This window comes from Streptomyces sp. NPDC059037 (genome assembly GCF_042740015.1).
Lineage (GTDB): Bacteria > Actinomycetota > Actinomycetes > Streptomycetales > Streptomycetaceae > Streptomyces.
Genome location: NZ_JBHYIG010000214.1, coordinates 1 through 1,812, shown reverse-complemented (window position 1 = coordinate 1,812; position 1,812 = coordinate 1). Strand labels below are relative to the sequence as shown.

Below are 1,812 nucleotides of genomic sequence, written 5' to 3'. Positions count from 1 at the left end.
GGCTGTCGGACGCGCAGCACCCCGAGCACCTGAAGGCGGTGTCTAAGTAGCCACAGCCGCAGTACATACCAGAACACACAACAAGCCCCACACCGTCGTCACCGACGGCGAGGGGCTTCTTCGTGTTCTGTCTGTGGACCGCCCTAGACCTCGTACGACCTGCCCGGCACCGCGATCTCCGCCGGACCCCCGTACACCGCACGGGCGTCCGCCAGATTGACCTGCGGGTCCGTCCACGGCGGGATGTGGGTGAGCACGAGCCGCCGTGCGTCGGCCCGGCGGGCGGACTCGCCGGCCTCGCGGCCGTTGAGGTGCAGGTCGGGGATGCTCTCCTTGCCGTGCGTGAAGGCCGCCTCGCAGAGGAACAGATCGGTGTCCGCGGCGAGTTCGTCGAGCGCGTCGCAGGGACCGGTGTCTCCCGAGTACGTGAGTGCCTTGCCGCCGTGCTCGACGCGGATGGCGTACGCCTCCACCGGGTGCCGCATCTTCTCCGTACGGACGGTGAAGGGCCCGATCTCGAAGGTGGCCGGCTTGACCGTGTGGAAGTCGAAGACCTCGCTCATGGAGGAGGCCGACGGCGTGTCCGCGTACGCGGTCGTCAGGCGCTGCTCGGTGCCTTCCGGGCCGTACACCGGGATGGGGGCGCAGCGGCCGCCGTCGTGCCGGTAGTAGCGCGCCACGAAGTAGGCGCACATGTCGATGCAGTGGTCGGCGTGCAGATGGCTGAGGAAGATCGCGTCGAGGTCGTAGAGACCGACATGGCGCTGCAGCTCGCCCAGGGCGCCATTGCCCATGTCGAGCAGCAGCCGGAAGCCGTCGGCCTCGACGAGGTAGCTCGAGCAGGCCGAGTCCGCGGACGGAAACGACCCCGAGCAGCCGACGACGGTGAGCTTCATGGAGCTGGAACCTCCGGGGGCGAAACGGGGGTTGTGCGGGAGCCTTGCGGGGAGCTCGCGAAGAGCCTGCGAGAGGCCCTTCGAGGAGTTTCGAGGAGTTCTGCGATCCGTCGAGCGTAAGGCGCAAAAGGGCCGGTCGCTCCTCCGTCGTGGGCCGTTGTGGGAGAACTCACCTGCGCTGTCACCGGTTCGGATGCGATCTGGCGCCCAGTTGTTCGAGTTCAGGCCCGAGACACATCCAGGGCTCATCACGCCGCGTTACACCGGACGGCGCAGGGCGGCTCAGCCGCGATCGACGGCCGAGCGCGGGAGCAGGGGCGCGCCGGTACCGTCTGCGGTATGGATACGTCATGGTGGCTCGCGCTTGCCGCTGTGGTGGTGCTCGCCGTGGTCGCCGCGGTGATGGACGGCCGGGGTCGCGGCAGCCGCGGCCCCCGCGGGCGGACCACCCGGCCGCCGGGCCGGCCGCGCGGGCCGCGGCGCAGGCTGCCCGCGCCGAAGCCGGCGGAGATCTGGTGGGCGAAGGTGCCGTACGAGGACGGGCCCGGGGGCAAGGACCGGCCCTGTCTCGTCCTTTCGGTGCGGGGCGAAAGCGCGGTCGTCGCGAAGATCACCAGCAAGTACCACGACGAGCGTGCCGGGGTGATTCCGCTGCCGCCCGGCTCCGTCGGGGACGCGCACGGCCGGCCCAGCTTCCTGGAGACGGACGAGCTGCGGGACGTGCCGGTGTGGGAGTTCCGGAGGCGGGCGGGGATCGTGGACCCGGCGCTCTGGGATCAGGTGCGGCACTTGGCGGGGTAGGACGTACAGGGGTAGGACGTGCAGCGGCGGGGGGGGGGCGGGGGGCGGCCGGTGCGGGCGGGCGGGCAGGTGCTGCTCGACGGCCGGGACCAGCGGGGGGTGCCCGCGCACAAGC

At 71.1% G+C, this 1,812-nt stretch carries 2 protein-coding genes; one reads left to right on the top strand and one right to left on the bottom strand.

Annotation, left to right across the window (positions count from 1 at the left end; genetic code table 11):
* Window positions 1-143 precede the first annotated feature (143 nt).
* Window positions 144-896 (bottom strand): MBL fold metallo-hydrolase, encoded by a 753-nt coding sequence (locus ACFWY6_RS32910; protein ID WP_384698252.1) that lies wholly within the window; start codon window positions 894-896, stop codon window positions 144-146.
* 339 nt (window positions 897-1,235) lie between these two features.
* Here ACFWY6_RS32910 and ACFWY6_RS32905 point away from each other — a divergent pair, with 339 nt between their 5' ends.
* Window positions 1,236-1,697, top strand: coding sequence for a type II toxin-antitoxin system PemK/MazF family toxin (locus tag ACFWY6_RS32905; RefSeq protein WP_384698250.1), 462 nt, complete (start codon window positions 1,236-1,238; stop codon window positions 1,695-1,697).
* Window positions 1,698-1,812: the final 115 nt, after the last annotated feature.

Bases quoted from the DNA above. Each gene is read 5' to 3' on its own strand.
- ACFWY6_RS32910 (WP_384698252.1), bottom strand. From the start codon at position 896: ATGAAGCTCACCGTCGTCGGCTGCTCGGGGTCGTTTCCGTCCGCGGAC.
- ACFWY6_RS32905 (WP_384698250.1), top strand. From the start codon at position 1,236: ATGGATACGTCATGGTGGCTCGCGCTTGCCGCTGTGGTGGTGCTCGCC.